Origin of the sequence: Gluconacetobacter sacchari, from assembly GCF_014174255.1 — a bacterium.
In the GTDB taxonomy this organism is placed as follows: domain Bacteria; phylum Pseudomonadota; class Alphaproteobacteria; order Acetobacterales; family Acetobacteraceae; genus Gluconacetobacter; species Gluconacetobacter sacchari.
This window is the reverse complement of the sequence record NZ_JABEQJ010000003.1, coordinates 25,363-44,182: the sequence shown is the minus strand read 5'-3', so window position 1 is coordinate 44,182 and position 18,820 is coordinate 25,363. Positions and strand designations below refer to the sequence as shown.

The 18,820-nt window shown below is 65.5% G+C and carries 15 protein-coding genes; 8 read left to right on the top strand and 7 right to left on the bottom strand.

The genetic code is table 11. The features are described from left to right. Positions 1–20 precede the first annotated feature (20 nt). Positions 21–554: a molybdopterin-guanine dinucleotide biosynthesis protein B gene (mobB, locus tag HLH48_RS03320; protein WP_182996092.1), complete on the top strand. Its 534-nt coding sequence runs from the start codon at positions 21–23 to the stop codon at positions 552–554. Then, complete coding sequence (gene cysG / locus HLH48_RS03315; RefSeq protein ID WP_182996091.1) at positions 551–1,984, top strand: siroheme synthase CysG; 1,434 nt, start codon at positions 551–553, stop codon at positions 1,982–1,984. Before mobB ends, cysG begins: the two co-directional genes overlap by 4 nt. Here cysG and HLH48_RS03310 read toward each other — a convergent pair. Further along, positions 1,960–4,839, bottom strand: a complete 2,880-nt coding sequence (locus HLH48_RS03310) for a TonB-dependent receptor (RefSeq protein ID WP_182996090.1) — start codon at positions 4,837–4,839, stop codon at positions 1,960–1,962. The two genes, cysG and HLH48_RS03310, sit on opposite strands and share 25 nt — an antisense overlap. A gap of 232 nt (positions 4,840–5,071) precedes the next feature. On the opposite strand from HLH48_RS03310, the gene HLH48_RS03305 reads away from it, so the two are divergent. Both HLH48_RS03305 and HLH48_RS03300 read left to right on the top strand, forming a co-directional pair. After that, positions 5,072–5,710, top strand: coding sequence for an RNA polymerase sigma factor (locus tag HLH48_RS03305; RefSeq protein ID WP_182996089.1), 639 nt, complete (start codon positions 5,072–5,074; stop codon positions 5,708–5,710). Further along, positions 5,707–6,681, top strand: a complete 975-nt coding sequence (locus tag HLH48_RS03300) for a DUF4880 domain-containing protein (RefSeq protein WP_182996088.1) — start codon at positions 5,707–5,709, stop codon at positions 6,679–6,681. The genes HLH48_RS03305 and HLH48_RS03300 overlap by 4 nt, the downstream gene beginning before the upstream one ends. 35 nt (positions 6,682–6,716) lie before the next feature. Here the strand turns inward: HLH48_RS03300 and hpxZ are convergent, their stop codons facing one another. The 3 genes from hpxZ to HLH48_RS03285 all read right to left on the bottom strand — a co-directional run bounded on the left by hpxZ (position 6,717) and on the right by HLH48_RS03285 (position 9,329). Beyond that, positions 6,717–7,103 (bottom strand): oxalurate catabolism protein HpxZ, encoded by a 387-nt coding sequence (gene hpxZ / locus HLH48_RS03295; protein ID WP_182996087.1) that lies wholly within the window; start codon positions 7,101–7,103, stop codon positions 6,717–6,719. Between the two features lie 130 nt (positions 7,104–7,233). Further along, positions 7,234–8,037, bottom strand: a complete 804-nt coding sequence (locus HLH48_RS03290) for an enoyl-CoA hydratase (protein WP_182996086.1) — start codon at positions 8,035–8,037, stop codon at positions 7,234–7,236. After that, on the bottom strand, positions 8,034–9,329 hold the full coding sequence (locus tag HLH48_RS03285) for a CaiB/BaiF CoA transferase family protein (protein WP_182996085.1): 1,296 nt from the start codon (positions 9,327–9,329) through the stop codon (positions 8,034–8,036). Before HLH48_RS03285 ends, HLH48_RS03290 begins: the two co-directional genes overlap by 4 nt. A 217-nt stretch (positions 9,330–9,546) precedes the next feature. Here HLH48_RS03285 and HLH48_RS03280 point away from each other — a divergent pair, with 217 nt between their 5' ends. The 4 genes from HLH48_RS03280 (at position 9,547) to HLH48_RS03265 (ending at position 13,653) form a co-directional block, all read left to right on the top strand. Further along, on the top strand, positions 9,547–10,896 hold the full coding sequence (locus HLH48_RS03280) for an MFS transporter (protein ID WP_182996084.1): 1,350 nt from the start codon (positions 9,547–9,549) through the stop codon (positions 10,894–10,896). Next, positions 10,893–11,576, top strand: a complete 684-nt coding sequence (locus tag HLH48_RS03275; RefSeq protein ID WP_182996083.1) for a GntR family transcriptional regulator — start codon at positions 10,893–10,895, stop codon at positions 11,574–11,576. The genes HLH48_RS03280 and HLH48_RS03275 overlap by 4 nt, the downstream gene beginning before the upstream one ends. Next, positions 11,566–12,105 carry a gamma carbonic anhydrase family protein gene (locus HLH48_RS03270; RefSeq protein WP_182996082.1) on the top strand — a complete coding sequence of 180 codons (540 nt, stop codon included), beginning with the start codon at positions 11,566–11,568 and terminating at the stop codon, positions 12,103–12,105. The genes HLH48_RS03275 and HLH48_RS03270 overlap by 11 nt, the downstream gene beginning before the upstream one ends. A 126-nt stretch (positions 12,106–12,231) precedes the next feature. Beyond that, positions 12,232–13,653, top strand: coding sequence for a carbohydrate porin (locus HLH48_RS03265; protein ID WP_182996081.1), 1,422 nt, complete (start codon positions 12,232–12,234; stop codon positions 13,651–13,653). A 146-nt stretch (positions 13,654–13,799) separates the two neighbouring features. Here the strand turns inward: HLH48_RS03265 and HLH48_RS03260 are convergent, their stop codons facing one another. The 3 genes from HLH48_RS03260 to HLH48_RS03250 all read right to left on the bottom strand — a co-directional run bounded on the left by HLH48_RS03260 (position 13,800) and on the right by HLH48_RS03250 (position 18,806). Continuing rightward, the gene (locus HLH48_RS03260; RefSeq protein ID WP_182996080.1) at positions 13,800–15,560 is read right to left on the bottom strand and encodes a putative bifunctional diguanylate cyclase/phosphodiesterase; all 1,761 of its coding nucleotides are present in this window, start codon (positions 15,558–15,560) and stop codon (positions 13,800–13,802) included. A gap of 63 nt (positions 15,561–15,623) precedes the next feature. Continuing rightward, positions 15,624–17,165 carry a globin-coupled sensor protein gene (locus tag HLH48_RS03255; RefSeq protein WP_182996079.1) on the bottom strand — a complete coding sequence of 514 codons (1,542 nt, stop codon included), beginning with the start codon at positions 17,163–17,165 and terminating at the stop codon, positions 15,624–15,626. Between the two features lie 186 nt (positions 17,166–17,351). Then, positions 17,352–18,806, bottom strand: coding sequence for a cytochrome-c peroxidase (locus HLH48_RS03250; RefSeq protein WP_182996078.1), 1,455 nt, complete (start codon positions 18,804–18,806; stop codon positions 17,352–17,354). Positions 18,807–18,820: the final 14 nt, after the last annotated feature.

The following is an 18,820-nucleotide window of genomic DNA, read 5'->3' as shown; positions in this document are numbered from 1 at the left end:
AAGACGACAGGACGAAACCGATGCGGCAGGCCGCCATCATGGGCATTACCGGGCGCAGCGGCGCGGGCAAGACCACCCTGCTGGTCCGGCTGGTGGCGATGCTGGCCGGGCAGGGCCTGCGCGTCTCCACCATCAAGCACGCCCATCACGGCTTCGACATGGACCGCCCGGGCAAGGATTCCCACCGCCACCGCGCGGCCGGCGCGCGCGAGGTCCTGGTCGCCTCCGACACACGCTGGGCGCTGCTGCACGAGAGCGAGGCGCCGACACCCCCCGCCCTGCCCGATCTGATCGCCCGCATGGCCCCGGCCGACCTGATCCTGGTCGAAGGATTCCGCGCCGCCCTGCCGGTAGCGATCGAAATCTACCGTCCCGCGCTGGGCAAGGACCCGCTCTGGCCCGCGACGCCCCACATCGCCGCCATCGCCACCGACGCCCCGACGCTGGACCTGCCGCCCGGCCTCGCCCGGCTGGACCTGAACGACACCGCCGCGATCGCCGGCTTCGTGCGCGCCCACGCCCGCCCCTGCCCCCCGACCGGACACGCGCCATGACCGCACCGAACGAACCCGGCTGGTTCCCCATCGCGCTGCGCCTGCACGGCGCGCGGGTGCTGGTGGTCGGCGGCGGCACCATCGCGCTGAACAAGATCCGCCTGCTGCTGGCCCACGCCGCGCGCATCGATGTCCTGGCCCCGGCGCTGGACGACGCGCTGGCCAGCCTGCGCGACGCGGGACGGATCCATCACATCGCCGCCCCGGCCGATCCCGACCGGCTGAGCGCGCTGCTGCCCGGCTGCCGCCTGGTCTACGCCGCCACCGACGACCGCGCCGTCAACCGCGCCGTCGCGGCACGGGCCGAGGCCCTGAACATCCCGGTCTGCGCGGTCGACGACCCCGAGCCGTCCAGCTTCATCACCCCGGCGCAGATCCATCGCGGCCCGGTGCGGATCGCCATCTCCACCGGCGGCGCCGCCCCGGTGCTGGCCCGCCGCCTGCGCGAGGCCGTCGAGGCCGTCATGCCCGCCGGGCTCGACAGCCTCGCCCGCTTCCTGCGCGACGCCCGCCCCCATGTCGTCGCCCGCTGCCCCGACATCGACCGCCGCCGCCGCGTGTGGGAGGATTTCCTCGACGGCCCGGGCGGAGCCGCCGCCCGGCGCGGCGACACCGAAACCGCCCGGCAGGTCCTGGACCAGGTGCTGGACGGCACGCGCGTGACGGGCGAGGTCTGGCTGGTCGGCGCCGGCCCCGGCGACCCCGACCTGCTGACCCTGCGCGCGCTGCACCTGATGCAGAACGCGGACGCGGTGCTGTACGACCAGCTCCTCCCGCCCGAGCTGCTCGATCGCGTGCGGCGCGACGCCACCCGCGTCTTCGTCGGCAAGCAACGCGACCGCCACACCATGCCGCAGCCCGACATCAATGCCGAGCTGATCCGCCGCGCCCGCGCGGGCGAGCGCGTGCTGCGCCTCAAGGGCGGCGACCCCTTCATCTTCGGTCGCGGCGGCGAGGAAATCGAGGCCCTGGTCGAAGCCGGCATCCCCTTCCAGGTGGTCCCCGGCATCACGGCGGCCAGCGGCTGCGCCGCCTATGCCGGCATCCCCCTGACCCACCGCGACTGCGCGCAATCCTGCCTGTTCGTCACCGGCCACGCCCGCAAGGACGGCACGCTGGACCTGCCATGGGACCGCATGGCCGGCCCGGGCCAGACGATCGCGATCTATATGGGCGTCAGCGCCCTGCCGAACCTGTGCGCCATGCTGGTCCGCCACGGCCTGCCGCCCGACTGGCCCGCCGCGCTCGTCGAGCGCGGCACCCGCCCCGACCAGCGCGTGCTGACGGGCACGCTGGAAACCCTCCCCACCCTGGCCAGCACCGGCGGCATCGGCAGCCCGGCACTGATCCTGGTCGGCGAAGTGGTGCGCCACCGGGTGCTCTCCCCCGGACATGCCGCGCCCCCTCAATCCACGACCACCTGGAAATAGATGCTGCGCCCGTAATAATCCTTCTCATTGATCCGTTGCAGATCGGTGCCCTGCACATAGGTCCGGTGCGCGCCCACCAGATTGTCCACCTCGTATTTCAGGCGAACATGGTCGGTAATGTCGTTCCACGCCGCCAGGTCCAGGCTCGCCAGTTCGCCATACCCCACATTCTCCCAGGGCTGCGACGCCGGGTCGGTCAGGTATTTGGGCGTGTAGGACAGGGTCGCCCGCACCGCGCCGCGCATCTGCGGCACACGCCACGTCACGGCACCGTTGAAGATATAGTTGGGCTGGTCGGGCAATTGATGCAGCGTGTACGACCCGCTGGACGACGCATAGATCATCGATCCATGCATCCAGGTACCATTGACCGACACATCGAAACGCTGCCCGAACGGCCCGCGCAGCCCTTCCTCGACCACCGAGCCCTCCACCCCCATCAGCGAGGAATTGGTGGCGTTCAGCGGCTCCGTCACCGATGTCGGCATGCCGTTGATCATCTCGTGGTCCAGCAGCGTATAGATATCGTGCTTTATCATCTTGTCGAAATACGCGACGCTGGCCACCCCGTGATTATGGTTGAAATATTTCTCGACCGAGGCATCGAAATTCTGCGCCCGACGCGGCTGGAGGTTCGGATTGCCGCGCGACAGCGTGCATTCGGTCCCGCCGCGCTCGTCGTCGCCGCAGGTCATTTTCTGCACCTGCGCGATCTGCGACGGCATGGGCCGCCCGACCGACTGGCTGTACGACGCCCGCAGCTTGATGTCATAGGGAAAATCATGGACGAACGTCACCGAAGGCAGCGGGTGCAGATACCCGCCCCGGTTCGTCCCCAGCGTCCCCGTCGCATTGCCGTTGCTGACCTGCGGCAGCAGGCTGTTGAAACTGACCGAGTCCGCCCGCACGCCGGCGATCAGCAGCGAATCCCGCCATTTGTAATGCAGCGACAGATACCCGTCGATCAACTGCTCCCGATAGCGATAGAACGATTCCAGCGAATCGTTGCGGCTGGCCACCACGTCGAGCTTCTGCGCCGACCACGGGAATTTCCCCATATCGATCCACGGCAGCGTATAACGCGAGCCCGGCGGCAGGAAATTCGGAAAATACATATAGGCCGAGGCATCGGCGCCCGCGACGTAATCCTCGTACTCCATCCTGTCGGTCACGTTCAGCGTCCGCCACTCGAACCCGGCGGCCAGGCCGAACCCGCGCGCGCGCGGCCCGATATTGCGGGTATAATCCAGCCGCACATTCGTCACCCCCTCCCGCGCATTGTCGTGATAACGCTGGATCTGGCTCAGATTATATTTCATCGCCCGCAATTTGCCGGGGTCGCTCACGCCGGTCATCGACGCGAAATCGTCATTCACCTCATAATCGGCATAAAGCGGATACAGGCCCTGCTTCTTGGGATAGGCATAGGCGGTCAGGCGCGGCTGATAGTTCCGGTAATCCTCCCAGGTATAGCCGACACGCAGCTTGAGGGCGGAAAGCGCGTCATGCCACCCCAGGTCGCCCAGCACCCCGCTGCTGTCGGTCTGCCACCGGTCGCGCCGGATATAGCTGGCCGAGCGATAGATCAGTTCCCGCCCGCTGGTCGGCGTCTGGTCCCAGATCTGCGGATTGTCCAGCAGCAGATAGGTATGGTTCATGGCCGAATGTTCCCACCGCTCATAGGTGTAGCCCATCAGCGACGCCTGCACCCCCGAGCCGCCCGGCCGCCAGTCCAGCCGCCCCGAACCGCCAAGGTTCGTGATCGAATTTGAATAATTGCCGTATTCGATATCCTGCGGCGCCTCCAGCCCGTTCCACCCCAGGGCGCGGCTCGGGATATTGTTGCTCTCGCCGCCGACGGGCAGCCCGTGACCGTCATAGAAATAACTGTCGGTCTGCCAGTTCTTGTAGGAATTGCGAACCCGGTTCTGGTAGCGGACGGAAACGATGACGCCGAATTCGCCATTCCTGCCGAACCGGTCGGACAGCACGCCCTTCGCGCCCTGCGCCAGATGCCCCGCCTGCCCCGGTATCCGGTCCACCCCCGCCGCCCCCTTGTAGGTGTTGTAGACGCCATAGGCGGTAAAATATTTGTACAATCCCTTGTAGTCGAAGGCGCTGCGCGGCGTCATGTCGATGACGGCCCCGATGGCCCCGCCATCCTGCTCGGCGGTGAAGGTCTTGTAGATATCGTCCTCGCCCGTCAATTCTCCTGGAATGTTCTGCAGGTTGACGCGCCGGGTGCCCCCGCCGTTATCGCCGATGGTCGCGAGCGTGATCCCGTTCAGCGTCGTCTGGTTCAGGTCGGGCGAAATGCCCCGCACGCTCACATAGCGCGGCTCGTCACCGTCCTGGATGCCGGTCACGCCCGGCAGCAGCACCAGCAGGTCGGCCACCGACGCCGCCCCGCCGCCCAGGCTCGACGTGTCGTTATAGGCGATGCTGTCGACCAGAACGTCGGAATTCCGTTTCCGGGTCACGACCGACCGGCGGCCGACCACGTCGAGATATTCGTCATCGCGCACATGGCGCACCGCCCTGGCGGGCGCGTCGGGCTTGCGGCGGATCACCGCGCTCCGGCCGTCGAACGTCCCGACGACCAGCGGCGACCCCGCCAGCAGGGCCGCCAGCGCGGCCCTGTCGTCCATGACGCCCTTGATGACATGCGCCCTGATCCCGCCGGTATCGCGCGCATTCGCGATCACCCCGATCCCGGTGGCCTTTTCATACAGGGCCAGTGCCGCGGGCAGGCTCGGTGTCGCAATGTCGAAATCATGCGTCGCGGCCAGGACCGGCGCCGGCGAGATCATTGTACCAAGAAGAAGCCCGGAAACCAGGGCGCGCGAACGACGCATTGCGATGAAACCTCTGAAGAGAATGGGCATGCATGCAGGAAGACGCACGCCGCCTCCCGCTCCCCTCCCCCCGACACCCCGCAAAATCATGAAAGATACGCGTCATGAATATTTCATTTTTATTACAGTCGTTACGGACCCGGCCTGGAGCGATCGCCGCGCGACGGCCCCTTTACGCTCCTTCCCGATCCTGTCACAACGGCGCCGTCATCAGGGGAAAGTCCGACTCACCGTGCGCGAACACAGCGGAGACCCTTCCGGCGGCCGGCAGGCCACGCCGCCCGACGATCGCCGCCTGTCCTGGATCGTGGACGAAATCCTGCCCCACGAGGGCGCGATCCGGCGCTGGCTGCGGCGCTTCCCGCTGGTCGGCACCAGCGCCGAGGACATCATCCAGGAATGTTATGCCCGGCTCTGCGCCGCCAGCCCGGGCGACATCCGCGACGGGCGCTCGCTGTTCTTCCACTGCGCCCGCAATCTCGTCATCGAATCGGCGCGCAAGGCGAACGTTCATTACCTGGACCGCGACCTGGACTGGGACGCGGCGGATATCGCCGACGCCGCCCCCTCGCCGGAGCGCATCGCCGCCGGCCGGCAGGAAATGGACCGACTCAAGGCCGGCATGCTCAAGCTGCCGGCGCTCTGCCGCGACGTCTTCGTACTCAGGAAAATATATGGCTTGACCTACGCGCAGATTTCACAAAAGCTCCGCATTTCGGAACGTTCCGTCGAACGACAGATCGCCAACGGCCTGGCCCGCCTGGCCTGCCACGCCGCCGACGATCGGCAGACCGACGGCGCGCTCCAGCCGGCCAGGCGGAAGGACCCCCTCCCGCCCGGCAGCAAACGCCAGGCAGGTGACCGCCAGTGACCGACGACAGCGGACCGGCCGCCTCATCCCGACCCGACGCGCGCACCGAACAGGCGGGGCGCTGGGCCGCACGCCACGATCGCGGCCCCCTGCCGCCGCCCGAACGGGCGCGCTTCGACCGATGGCTGAACGATGACAGCCGCAATCTCGGCGCCTATGTCCGCGCCCAGGCCATCTATCGCGCGCTGAACTACACCACGGCCGAAACGCCGCTGCCGCTGCAACCCGGCCGGGCGCAGGCGGCCACCGGCCGGCGCCGCGTCCTCGTCGGCGCGGCGGCCGCCTGCGCCGCCGGCCTGCTCGCGCGGCCGGTCCCGCCCGACCGCATCACCCTGCTGCGCCGCGAGCAGGAAGCCCCGCGCCGCTATGCGTGGCAGGATGCCACCATCACGCTCGACGCGCTCTCGGCCGCCTACGTGCCGGCCTCGGCGGAAGCCAACCGGGGCGCCGGCCAGGACGCCGGCCAGGGGATCCGCGTGCTGTCGGGCCGGGTCGGCGTGCAGGCGGCGCGGCGCACGGTCGGCCTGTCCGCCGGCGGGTTCCTGTTCCACGCGGCCGACGCCGATTTCGACCTGGCGCTGGAAAGCGCGCTGCCCACGCTGGTCGCCTATCGCGGCGCCATCCTCCTGTCCGACGGCGGCCGGCACACGGTCCTGCGCGGCCCGGCGATCTATCACCTGGCCGATGGCGGCGCGGCGCCCGCCGCCCATCCGCTCACTCCGACCGGCGCCCTGGCCCGCCGCGCGTGGCGCGACGCCCAGTCGGTCCTCAGCAACACGCCGCTGGCCGAGGCCGTCGCCCAGTTCAGCCGCTATTCCCACACCCGGATCGAAATCGCGAGCGACCGGATCGCCCGCGACCGCGTCACCGGCAGCTTCAACCTGCTCCGCCCCGCCGAATTCGCCCGCTCGGTCCAGCGCCTGCTCGGCTGCCACCTGACGGAATCCGGCAACCGCCTGATCCTGTCCTGACCACCGCCCCGCACCAGCGATTCACGGCCGGCCCTTCACGACATATCCGCCATCAGCGACACATGCGCGCAGGTGATCTTCCAGCCGTCATCGGTGCGGACCCAGGTCTGGCTCTGCCGCCCGATCCGCGTGCCGCCCTGGCGCAGGAACTCCAGGTTCACGGTCGCCATGTCGGTCCCGAACGTCGTGATCACCCGGCGCAGCACCCGCCGCTGCGGCGACCCGCCGGCCCGGCCCTGCCGAAAGGCGGCAATCTCGGCGAAGCCGTACAGCACCTCGCCCACGCCATAGCGGATCGTCTCCGGCGCGTCGCGGAACAGCGCATCCAGCGTCTCCACGTCATTGGCCATCAGCGCCGCCTCATAGCGGTCGGACAAGGCGGTCACTTCGGCCACGATGGCGGGGTCGTCGATCGAAATCATGTCGGTCCTCCTGCATGGAAGCACGGTCGCGCCCGTCTCCGGCCGCGCCGCGCCTCCCCGATGGCGTCATCGTATCAGGATTCCCCCGCCCGGCATGCCCCCTCCGGCACGCGCGCCGCGACCCGGCGCGTCACCGCCCCTCCCACTGCGCCGGCACGCCGGTGCCGAACGCGGCGACCCCCCGATGGAAATCCTCGCTGCCATAGCAGCGCCGGATCAGGTCGGCGATATCCGGCACCGGGTCCGCGCCCAGCCGCCGCAGCGCCTCGCGCGTCACCGCGAGCGTGACCGGCGCATGGCCGCACAGGCGCTGGCAGAGCCTGCCGACGGCCGCGTCCAGCTCCCCGGCCGGCACGACGGCGTGCAGGTAGCCGATCCCCGCCAGGTCCTCGGCCGCCGGCATCTCCGCCAGCAGCGTCATCCGCTTCACCCAGCTCACCCCCAGCGCGCGCTCCAGCCGGGCAAGGTTGGCGGCCGAGAGGCAGTTCCCCAGCGTGCGGGCGATCGGCACGCCAAACCGCGCCCCCGCCGCCGCGACGCGCACGTCGCAGGCATTGGCGATCGCCAGCCCCCCGCCGACCGCCCAGCCCTCGACCACGGCCACGGTCGGCACCCGGATTTCCTCCAGCCGCGCGATGCACCGGTCGATCCCGCGCTCGTACGCCACCCCGTCCTCGCCCGAGCGGAAATCGCGGAACTGCGCGATATCGGTCCCGGCCACGAAGGCCTGCCCCCCCGCCCCGCGCAGCACCGCCACCCGCAGGCCCGGCGTCGCGTCGATCCGCCCGATCGCCTCCTCCAGGTCGCGATACATCTGCCACGTCATGGCATTGCGCGCCTGCGGCCGGTCGAAGACGATCCAGGCCACCTCATTGTCGATCGTCAGGCGCACCTGCCCGGCGGCGTCGTCCCGCCGCGTCGCCGCGCCGCTCACGACGCAAAGGCTCCCGCATCCGCCAGCCCGGCGATGGCATCGTCCGAGAGGCCGCGCTCGGCCAGGATCTCGCGCGTATGCTCCCCCAGCAGCGGCGGCGGCCGGCGCACGGCCGCCGGCGTGCCGCGCAGCTTGACCGGAAAGCCGATATTCGGGATCACGCCCTCCACCGGATGCGCGATCTCCATCTTCATCTCGCGGAACGTCCCATGCGCGCTCTCGAACGCCTCGGGATAGGTGTTCATCCGCCCCGCCGGAATCCCCTTGGCCAGCAGCGTCTCCACCCATTCCTCCGACGGCCGGGTCATGAAGGTCTTTTCCAGTTCCTCGATCAGCACCACCCGATTGGCCAGCCGGTCGGAAATGGTGGCGAAGCGCGGGTCGTCCAGCAATTCCCGCCGCTCCAGCTCGTTGCAGAGCTGCACCCACAATTTCTGGTTGGTCGCCCCCATCACGAAATACCCGTCCGAGGCACGCACCGCCTGATAGGGCGCGCTCATGCGGTTGGCGGTGCCCAGCGGCTCGGGAATGGTGCCCCGCCCCCAATATTCCGAGATATCCCATATCGAAAACGCCATCGCCGAATCGAACAGCGACGCATCGATGAACTGCCCCTGCCCGCTCTTCTCGCACCCGATATAGGCCGCGAGGATCGCATAGGTCGCAAACAGCGCGCAGCCGATATCCGCCACCGGCACGCCCGCCTTCACCGGCGGCCCGCCCGGGTGCCCGGTCACGCTCATCACGCCCGACATCGCCTGCGCCATCAGGTCGAATCCGGGCCGCGCGGCCCACGGCCCGGTCTGGCCGAAGCCCGAGATGCTGGCATAGACCAGGCGCGGATTGATCGCCGCCAGCGTCTCGTAGTCGATGCCCAGCTTGCGCACCACGCCGGGCCGGTAATTCTCCACGACGATGTCGGCGGTCTTCACGAGGTCGAGAAAGACCTGCCGCCCGGCCGGGTTCTTCAGATTCAGCGCCAGGCTGCGCTTGTTCCTGTTCATGTTCAGGAACCCCATGCTGTCGTCGCCCTTCATGCGAAACCCCATGGCCCCGCGCGTCTGGTCGCCGGTCCCCGGCGGCTCGATCTTGACGATGTCCGCGCCCAGGTCGCCCAGCAGCATGGTGCAGACCGGCCCGGCCATCACCTGGGTCACGTCCAGCACCCGGATTCCGGCCAGCGGCAGCGGCCGCGCGCCCGCGCCGTCCGGCCGGGCCGCGCCCCGCCGCGCCGGGTCGTCCCCCCGGTCCTGTGCCGTCGATGCGTCGTGAGAATGGAGCATGCTGTCCATGATGCGGGCCCTCCGATGCCTATCCCGTCTTCGTGATCGAACGGGTGTTGGTATTTTGCATTCATAATTCATAATGCCGGTGTGCTACAAGCATTCCGGCAGGGCAGGAGGCACAGTACTCCGTTCTGTGAGAGGCCAGGACACGCCGCGTCGGCCATCCTCCCCTCGGGGGCCGGCGACGGGCGCACGTAAAAAACAAGAAGAAACGAGGCCGACCATGTTCCACGGCAAGACAATGACGCCGACCGCCTATATCCGCCACACCCTCACCACCGCGCCCGGCCGCGTCTTCGGGCTGGTGTGCATGATGTATTTCATCACCTACGTCGATCGCGTGAACATCTCGACGCTGGCGCCGCTGATGGCGCGCGACCTGCATCTGTCGAACATGCAGTTGGGGCTGGCGCTGTCCGCGTTCGGCTATCCCTACGCCCTGTTGCAGATCGCCGGCGGCAGCCTGGCCGACAGCCTCGGCCCGCGCCGCACGCTGGTCGTCAGCGGCCTCATCTGGGGGGTGGCCACCATCCTCACCGGGCTGGTCGGCGGCCTGCTGTCGCTCATCGCCATCCGCGTCCTGCTGGGCGTGGGCGAGGGCGCGACCTTCCCCGCCGCCACCCGCGCCGTCGCCGCCTGGGTACCCGCCACCCGCCGCGGCTACGCGCAGGGGATGATGCATTCCTCGTCGCGGCTGGCCAACGCGCTCACCCCGCCGCTGACGGTGGCCATCGCCCTGTGGCTGGGCTGGCGGGGCGCGTTCATGGCGCTGGGCTGCGTCAGCCTGGGCTGGACGCTGGCCTGGGCCGTCCTGTTCCGCGACCGCCCGGCCGACCACCCGGCGGTCACGACCGCCGAGCTGGCCGAACTCCCGGTCATCGATTCCCCCCGCGCCGGCGCGGGCCGGCCCGCCATCCCGTGGCGGGCGCTGGTCGCGGCCATGATGCCGGCCACCCTCATCTATTTCTGCTACAACTGGACGCTGTGGCTCTACATCACCTGGCTGCCCACCTTCTTCGTGCAGGCCTACGGGCTCGACCTCAAGCACACGGCCGTCTTTTCGTTCGGCGTGTTCACCGCCGGCGTGGTCGGCGACACCTGCGGCGGCCTGTTCACCGACTATCTCTATCGCCGCCACGGCAATCTTCCCCAGGCGCGGCGCCAGGTCATCATCACCAGCATGATCGGCTCGATGCTCTGCCTGCTGCCGGCCCTGTTCGTGCATAACCTCACGATCATCGGCCTCGCGCTGGCCTCGGCCTTCTTCTTCCTGGAATTGACTGTCGGGCCGATCTGGGCGATCCCGATGGACATGGCCCCCCGATATGCCGGCACCAGCAGCGGAATCATGAATACCGGCTCCGCGGTCGCCGGCATCCTGTCCCCCTTCGCCTTCGGCCTGATCATCGACCTGTCGCACAGCTACAGCCTGCCCTTCTACGGGCCGGTGGTCCTGCTGCTGGCCGGCGCGGCGCTGGCGTTCCACTATCTGCCGTCCCGGCCCGACGCGGCCGCCGGCCCGCAATCCGACACCCTCCCGCTCGGCCCCGTCCGGAAAGCCCCCACATCATGACCGAGCCGACGATCGTCCCGCGCCTCAACCTTCACGACACGATCGTCACCGCCCTGCGCGGCATGATTCTCGACGGCGCGCTCGCGCCGGGCGAGAAGATCGCCGAGCGCGCGCTGTGCGACCGGCTCGGCATTTCCCGCACCCCGCTGCGCGAGGCGCTGAAGGTCCTGGCATCCGAGGGGCTGGTCGAACTCCTGCCCCGCCGGGGGGCGATCGTCGCGCAGATCACCGAGGCCGATATCGCCAACCTGTTCCCCATCATGGGCGCGCTGGAAGGCGTGGCCGGCGAGCTCGCCTGCGCCCGCGCCGACGCGCGGGACATCGCGCGGGTCCGCGCGCTGCACGACCAGATGATGGAAAGCTACGCCCGGCGCGACGAACAACGCTACCTGCGCCAGAACAGGCAGGTCCACGAGGCCATCTTCACCCTGGCCCGCAACCCCGCCCTGTTCGAAATGTACCAGCAGATCCTGGCCCGTATCCACGCCTGCCGCTTCATCCGCCGCAAGGACGATCACGACTGGGCCACCGCGATCGCGGAACACGACGAGATCATGGACGCCCTGGAACAGCGCGACGGGGCGCGCCTGTCACACCTGCTGCGCAACCACATCGCGGGGACCAGCGTGCGGATCGCCCTGGCCTCGCTGGACGGAAACGAGCAACGCGATGCTGTTTGAATATGACGGCCACACCCCCGACCTGTCGGCCGACGCCGCCTACGCGGCCCCCACCGCCACCCTCATCGGCGCTGTGACGCTGCACGCGCAAGCCAGCGTCTGGTTCGGCGCCGTCCTGCGCGGCGATGCCGAACGCATCACCATCGGCGCCGGCAGCAACGTGCAGGACAATTGCGTCCTGCATACCGACCCAGGCTTCCCGCTGGACATCGCCGAGGACGTCACCATCGGCCACATGGTGGTGCTGCATGGCTGCCGCATCGGCGCCGGATCGCTGGTCGGCATGGGCTCGGTGATCATGAACGGCGCGCGGATCGGCCGCAACTGTCTGGTCGCCGCCGGCAGCCTGGTCCCGGAAGGCAAGATCTTCCCCGACGGCTCGGTCATCCGCGGCCGCCCGGCCACCCTCGTCGGCCCGACCAGCCCGGACCACGAGGCCATGATGCGGGGCGCGAGCCAGTCCTACCGCGACCGGGCGCAACGGTACCGCACCGCTCTGCATCCGCTCCACGGGCCGCACGCGCCGTAGGCCGCCCGCGGCAACCCGGCCCCAGGCCGGGTTCCAGGCAAGCCAGTACACTCCGCGGACATAATCAAGAACAGGAAAACTGTCGTGTCCATATCATGCTTTCTTTCCCTCCGGGGGGAGAGGAAGATGCGTCGCGCCGTCGCGAGTCTCCTCCTCATCCTCCTCCTCGCCATCCATGCCCTCCCGGCGGCGGCCAGAACCTCGCCCTATACGGGCCTGAGTTCTCCCAGCGCCCCGTCCTCCTTCCTGGACAGCCCGACGATCTACGAAAACACGCCCTTCACCCCCAATACCGAGCACGCCTACGGCACATGGGACGGCCTGCGTACCCGGCTGGCCGCCAGGGGCATCGGCCTGGGGCTGGACTATGTCGGCGAAAGCGCCATCATCCTCGGCGGCGGCCGCACCGACGTCACCGGCTCGGCCGGCTACACGCACCAGGTCGCGGTGCAGCTCAATCTCAACTGGCAGAGACTGGTGGGCTGGAACGGCTTCAACACGCATGTCGTCTTCGTCAACCGCGCCGGCCACAATCTCTCCACCGATGCCGGCGACCGCTCTCTGGTCAACGTGCAGGAAATCTACGGCGGCGGCGGCAACGTCATCGTCCACCTGGTGTCCGCCTACGGCACGCAGGATTTCCTGCACCAGCGCATGCAGCTCGCGCTGGGCTACATGTCGGTCAATCTCGATTTCTCGACCTCGCCGCTCTACTGCACGTTCATGAACAACGCCATATGCGGCAACCCGAAAACTGAAACCAAGGGTTCGATCGGCTTCTCCAACACCCCCAACGGCGCGCTGGGCACCCGGCTGCGCTTCTGGCCGCTGCACGGCCTGTACGTGCAGGGCGGCGCCTACGGCGTCAATGCCGGCATCGGCCAGCCCCGCTATACCCGCACGGGTTTCGAATTCGATACCGGCGCCTATACCGGCGTGTATGTCCCCTTTGAAATCGGTGCCATTCCCACGTTCGGCCCCCACGCGCTGATCGGCCATTACAAGGTCGCCGCCGCCTACGATTCCTCGCCCTACCCCTCCTATTACGAGGACATCCACGGCCGCCCGATCCCGCTCACCGGCCTGCCCGCCCGCACCACGCGCGGCAAGATCCAGGTCTGGACGACGATGGACCAGATGATCCTCCGCCACGGCCGCGGCATTTACGAGGGCCTGTATCTCATGGCCGGCTACGTCCACAACACGCCGGGCAATTCACTCTACGAACACCAATATTATGTCGGCCTGACCGATCGCGGCATGATCCCCGGCCGCCCCAGCGACACGTTCGGCCTCATGGTCAACCACATCACGGCCAGCCCGACCCTCGTCGCGGCACAGAAACTCTATGCCCAACGCCACAAGAAGCTCCCCGCCAACGCCCTCACCCCCCAGAGCGCCGCAACGGTGGTCGAGGCCACCTACAACATCCACGTCGCACAGGGCCTGTGGGTCCAGCCGGACTTTCAGTACGTCATCAACCCCAATCTGGAAAAACGCATCAAAAACCTCAGCGTACTCGGCCTGCGCCTACGTGTCATCTTCTGACCGGACACACCGCCGTCGTGCCGGGCCCGCGGTTCCGGCGCGACGGTGATGATGTCGCCCCTGCGCATGACCTACGCGGAAGAGCCCTCTTGCTATCCCGGCAGTCGGGACGACTATGCCGTCTCATTCCCACACAAGGGACTTTTCTAACGACCTCCCGGGGTCTCGACGCACTCTTCCGTTTCGAGCGCACGGGACACCTCCCCAACGGTCTGCATCGTTGACGAGAGATGTTCCACATCGCTCGCCTTGCTGAAATACCATCCCTGAAGAGAATCGCAGCGCATATCCAGGAGCATCTTCGCCTGGGCCGCCGTTTCGACCCCTTCCGCGGTAACGACTTTCCCCAGCCCGTGCGCGATATCGATGACGCCCTGAACGATCACACGATCCTTATGCGACGTGAGAATACCGGCGACGAAACGCCGATCGATCTTCAAACGATTGATCGGCAGTTCCTGTAGGTGCGTCAGAGACGCATAGCCGGTACCGAAATCATCCAGCGCCACTTCAACCCCTGCTGTATGGAGCTGGCGCAGCCCCTGATCCACCTGCTTCTGATAGCGCCCGAGAAACATGCCTTCCGTAACCTCGACGCAGAACCGCTCCGGGCTGATTCCCGTACTCACGCAACGACTGAAGAAACGTTCCACGAAAATATCCGATCGAAAATCTGCATTGGTCAGATTGATCGCAACCCGCCCGAACGAAATACCCCGATCGATCATGATCTTCATATCACTGAAGACATGATCCAACATATACATACCCAAAGCTGCACATGTGGCCGGCTCGGCGAACACAGCCTGAAAATCTGTAGGACCGATCAGCCCACGCCTGGGATGCTTCCATCGCATGAGCGCCTCGAAGGAAGGCGCGCGCGCCGACCTGGGGTAGAGAATCGGCTGATAGAAGAAACGTATCTCCTCGCGCTTCACCGCGGCCGCAATCTCAAGCAGCAACTGCGATCTCCTGTCGGCGGCAGTCTGAAATTCAGGACGAAATCGCTCGCATCGATTTCGTCCCAGAGTCTTCGCACGATACAGCGCCAGGTCGGCGGCTTTCAGCAGACTGGCCGTGTCCGTTCCGTGCTGAGGAAAGACCGTATATCCCATGCTTGCAGAGCAATACCGCTGTGCAGAATCGATCCTGATCGGTACCCTGATGGATTCGAGCACCTTCTCGTAAAATACGAACGCTTCATGGTCATCCGACGCATCGAGCGTGATCCCGAATTCGTCACCGCCAAGGCGGGTGATAAAAACGCGATCATCTATCAGTGAACGAAGGCGCGATGCGACCGTGCGAAGCAGAAAATCTCCGCCCGTATGGCCGAACGAATCATTGATCTCCTTGAACGAATCAATATCAAAAAGCGCAACATGAAATCTGCCACCCGACTGCTCGTTCCGCCAAGCCAGCTTCTTGACATGTTGCCGGAAATATCTGCGATTGGGGAGATTAGTCAGCGAATCCACGTTGACAAGAGTCTTCAGGCTCTCACGGCTCGTACGCAACGCGTCCTCCAGCTGAATACGATGCGTGATATCGAATCGAATCGCCACGTAACCGTCGACCTTGCCCGTGGCGGAGACGTGGGGAACGATGGTGGTATCGACCCAATAAAGAGTCCCGTCCTTCTTCCGATTGCAAATTTCGCCATGCCATACATCCCCGTTGGCGATTTTCCTGTACATCCGGCGAAAGAAAGGCCGCTTATGGATACCAGATCGAAGAATGCGATGATTGGCTCCAACCAGCTCGTCCCTATCGTAGCCGCTGATCTCGCAGAACTTCTGGTTGACGAAAGTAATCGTTCCCTGCACATCCGTCATGGCGACGATGGCAGCACTATCAAGCGCGAAACGAATAAATTCATCATCCCCCTTGAATTCCAGATGAAACAAACAGGATCTCCCAATCAACCTCGTCAGTCTTCACCAATGTCCCACCTCGCCTTATATATCCGTCTATTTTCCATTCGGATCGTTATGTGCCACAAGCTTTATGCGTGCCGGGCGTTGCCGTGCTGCACCACCACCTTCAGCCAACTGGAATACCGCGACCAGCCGCTCCAGTTCGTCCGCCGTGACGACCAGGTTATGCGCTCCAGCGGCGCTCTGTTCCGCAACAGCCGCATTCTGCAGCGTTGTCTGCCCCAGGCCACCAATCGTTATACTCACTTCACGCAGGCTCGCAGACTGCGCCTGCGATGCCGTGGCGATCGTCGCGATGGTACCGTCGATGTCGCTGATCAGAGACGCAATATTCCGCAGAGATTCACCGGTTTCACGCACACACGCAACACCGGCCTGCACCTCCGCGCCGGCCCTCTTGATCAGCGCTGCGATCGTCCTGCCCGCGTCGGCGGAACGCTGCGCGAGCGCTCGGACTTCAGTCGCGACCACGGCGAATCCACGCCCATGATTACCCGCCCGGGCTGCCTCGACACCGGCATTCAGCGCCAACATATTGGTCTGTAGAGATATGGTATTGATGACGTCGATAATCTTGGAAATTTCCTGAGACGACTGCTCGATCCGGCCGATGGCTTCCACGGCCTCGCTCACAACATGGCCGGCCCGATCGGCACCGGATCGCGCAGCCTCGGCCAACTGACACGCCCGTGCGGTTTTCTCGGCCGTCTCCGACGCCCCTTGCGCGATCTGATCAACCGTCGCGGTCATTTCCTCCTGGGCCAAAGCCTGCTGCTCGGTCGCTCTGGACAAACTGTCCGCACCGTTACGAATACCATCGGCATTCGCCATGACGGTCTGGCTGTTCCGCGCGATTTTCTGCATGCTCTGGGCCAGCCGTTCGGCGGTGGCGTTGAAATGCCTCTTCAACGTCTCTCCCCGTTCCGGGAGCGATTCAGTAACACGATAGGACAAGTCACCGTCCGCCAGAGCCGTCAAGGCCGTACTGATCGCCGAGATAACGGCACGGTCCTCCTGTGCCAGGCGTTCGCGCTCCGCCTGCATTTCGACGCGCGCCGCTTCCATTTCCTCCAGATAGAATGCCACCGTAAGATCGATTTCCGCCAGGACAGCCTTGCACAGACTGCCGACCCGGTCCGTCAGTTTCCGGCGAACCCTCGACCTCCGAAAGATGCTTTCATGCTCCACCGTCTCATCGATGACGGAACGAAGCAATTGGTCCAGGATGACCGTGTAGCCGCCGATATACCAGAACGGGGTCAAACCGATACGGGCATGCACCTCGCCAATGGCATGAACATTGGCGACGTAATCCGTATCGAAGCGCGCCGCCAGTATCGCCCGCCAATGAGCCGTCTGAGCAAGTTTCGCCTTCTCGATCTTGGCATCGGAAGAAAAGAATCTTTTAACTTCTGGTGTTTTGCGAATCTGGACATAGAGCGCATCCAGCGCGCCCGGCACGGCTCGTTCGAGCACGCCTCCTATCTCACGAAGAATGTCGTGATCCCTCGCCGTCATCAGAATGAACTGATGCAACTTTTCGAGATCAAGAATACCGCGTTCGGTACTTTCCACTTCAATTCCCTCGCGGTTTCGTCATGCGAAGCATGGCGGGACAAGATATTGCATGATTCATAAGTTTATAATCAAAGGCGATAGATTATCGGCTATATTTTCAATATCGCGTTCGATTCCCGCCTGGCATCCCAACCATCTTGGTTCGGCCGGTGCCGGCCGTCAGGTAGACTGGCACCATCCCAGTTACCCCCTCCCGCGCAAAGGCGGCCTGGCCGGGACGTCCTTCAGGTCCATTCCCTGGAATTTGCCCGTCAACGTCCGCAGGAACGCAGTGATATCCGTCACATCCCGATCAGAAATATTCCTGTCCTGTGTCTGATAGCGTGCCATCACCCGCACGGCCTGCTCCAATGTCTTCGCACTGCCATCATGGAAATAGGGCGCCGTCAGATCGACGTTGCGAAGGTTCGGCACCTTGAAGCGCTGTAGGTCGGCCTTCGACTGCGTCACGGCGAATCGGCCGAGATCCGCCTGGGTCAACGGCCGATCGCGGTCCTGAAAATAGGGCCCTTCCAAGCCCAGAATCTCGAACGCATCCCCACCAACCGCGACACCGCTATGGCAACCCGAGCAGCCAATCTGCTTGAAACGCGCGTAGCCCCGCTTTTCCTGCGCACTCAAGGCACCAGAATCGCCCCTCAGATAGAGATCGAAGCGACTATTGGGGGTAATCAGCGTCTTTTCATATTCGGCGATCGCGTTGGTAACGGTCTTCTCATTCACCGCGTTTGGTCCATACAGGCTCTCAAACGCTGCCGCATAATCCGGCACGGCCGCGACTGCCTCTGCGACTGTGGCCCAGTCGTGCGATCCCATTTCAACCGGGTTCGTGACAGGTCCTGCCGCCTGCGCTGCCAGGTCGGCGGCACGCCCATTCCAGAATTGTGCCATGTTGAATACGGCATTATAGACTGTCGGCGTATTGATCGGCCCCTTCTGGCCGCCGATGCCGGTCGCCGTCACCATGCGATCGGCGCCCCCGCTGTTCAATCCATGACAGCTTGCGCAGTTCAACGTGCCGTCACCCGACAGCCGGTTGTCGAAAAACAACTGCCGTCCCAATTCGGCTTTCTGCCAATTGACCGGCACCTCGTCCGGAATGGGCTGAATGACTTCGCCGGCAAATTGCGGTGCCACGCCCGGGGTCGCGTAATAACGTCGACGCTGATCAGCAATCCAGGCCAGAATATCCTGCCTCTGTCGCGCATCCAGATAGGCATGCCAATGCAAGGTGAGATAAGCCCACGGTGGCATGCGGTTCTGGGTGATGACCTCCTCGATGCGTGACAATTGTTCGACCGACGGCGGCTTTCCTGCCTGAAACGCCACGATCAACGGCTGAAATTGGAAGTGACGCTGGCCCTGCGTCAAATCCCGCTCCATGATCCGATTCGCCAGGGGCAGGCTGAAATAGAATGGCAGGCGGGTGCCGGCCACGTGACAGTAGTCGCATCGCGCTTCCTGGAACGCAGCAAATGCCTTCATCGATACGGGATCATGCCGAGACGGGCTGTCAGCAGGAATACGCGGCGCCCCCTGGTGATCGAAATGATCGAGAAAAGCGATAGTCACACCATAGGACACTCCTCCCGCGATCATCAGGCCGGTGATGATCCTTCCGAGTCTCCTACCTGTCATTCTGCGATCCTTGT

What these genes read in the sequence shown, in the direction of transcription:
- mobB (WP_182996092.1), top strand. Translation starts at nt 21, where the DNA reads ATGCGGCAGGCCGCCATCATGGGCATTACCGGGCGCAGCGGCGCGGGC.
- cysG (WP_182996091.1), top strand. Translation starts at nt 551, where the DNA reads ATGACCGCACCGAACGAACCCGGCTGGTTCCCCATCGCGCTGCGCCTG.
- HLH48_RS03310 (WP_182996090.1), bottom strand. Translation starts at nt 4,839, where the DNA reads ATGCGTCGTTCGCGCGCCCTGGTTTCCGGGCTTCTTCTTGGTACAATG.
- hpxZ (WP_182996087.1), bottom strand. Translation starts at nt 7,103, where the DNA reads ATGATTTCGATCGACGACCCCGCCATCGTGGCCGAAGTGACCGCCTTG.
- HLH48_RS03285 (WP_182996085.1), bottom strand. Translation starts at nt 9,329, where the DNA reads ATGGACAGCATGCTCCATTCTCACGACGCATCGACGGCACAGGACCGG.
- HLH48_RS03280 (WP_182996084.1), top strand. Translation starts at nt 9,547, where the DNA reads ATGTTCCACGGCAAGACAATGACGCCGACCGCCTATATCCGCCACACC.
- HLH48_RS03275 (WP_182996083.1), top strand. Translation starts at nt 10,893, where the DNA reads ATGACCGAGCCGACGATCGTCCCGCGCCTCAACCTTCACGACACGATC.
- HLH48_RS03270 (WP_182996082.1), top strand. Translation starts at nt 11,566, where the DNA reads ATGCTGTTTGAATATGACGGCCACACCCCCGACCTGTCGGCCGACGCC.
- HLH48_RS03265 (WP_182996081.1), top strand. Translation starts at nt 12,232, where the DNA reads ATGCGTCGCGCCGTCGCGAGTCTCCTCCTCATCCTCCTCCTCGCCATC.
- HLH48_RS03250 (WP_182996078.1), bottom strand. Translation starts at nt 18,806, where the DNA reads ATGACAGGTAGGAGACTCGGAAGGATCATCACCGGCCTGATGATCGCG.